Annotated in this window: 1 protein-coding gene; it reads right to left on the reverse strand. The window is 45.0% G+C overall.

From position 1 onward, the window contains the following. Window positions 1–901 (reverse strand): beta-galactosidase (locus ASC50_RS01650; protein WP_193391175.1); only part of this gene is annotated, 901 nt, incomplete at both ends.

The following is a 901-nucleotide window of genomic DNA, read 5'->3' on the forward strand; positions in this document are numbered from 1 at the left end:
CAAGATAATTACCTTTGGCTACCGTGCGCATAAAATCGCCCGAATAGGCAATGTACCACCCGTCCTGTCCATTCTGTACGGCATGATAAATGTTAATGGCAGGATATTGCATCTGTCTGAAACTCGCAACCTGGTCAATCGTTTGGAACGACGGCATAAAACAATGGGTCACAAATTGGTCGTCGCGTTTATATTCATTGACAATATCCACCTGCCAGTTTAAAAATTCAGCGATACATTTGCGGGTATAACGTTCCCACTCGTTTCTGTGAGCCGGATTATTTACGCCCTCTATGGGATAAAACTCTTCCCAGGAATTGATATTGAGACTCCAGTAATTCAGTCCCCATGTTTTGTTTAACAATTCAAGGTTACCCTGGAATTTATCCTTGACATAATTCCGGAAACCAACAGAATAATTGCGATTATTCACGCCCCACGAATCCACTTCATTGTCCACCTGAAAGCCTATTATGGCAGGATGTTTGGCATAATGCTCCATCATTTTGCGAATGATGCGTTCACAGAAAAACCTGTACGTCGGGTTGGAGATATTCATATTCTGGCGGACTCCGAAATTGGCTTTCCGCCCGTTCATATATTCCGCCAATACTTCGGGATACTTGTGCGCCATCCATGCCGGTATGGCGTATGTAGGCGTTCCGAGAATCACCTTGATGCCGGCTTGGTGCATTTTGTCGAGAATGCGGTCCATCCAGACAAGGTCAAAAACACCTTCCTGCGGCTCAAAAAGCGCCCAAGTGGATTCGCCCACACGAACCACAGACAATCCTGCCTCTTTCATCATTTGGATATCCTTGTCCAAACGCTCGGTAAGCATATACTCGTGATAATAAGATACCCCATACAGGACATTATCGAATTTATACTTGGCGGATAC

This window comes from Candidatus Symbiothrix dinenymphae (assembly GCF_001431085.1).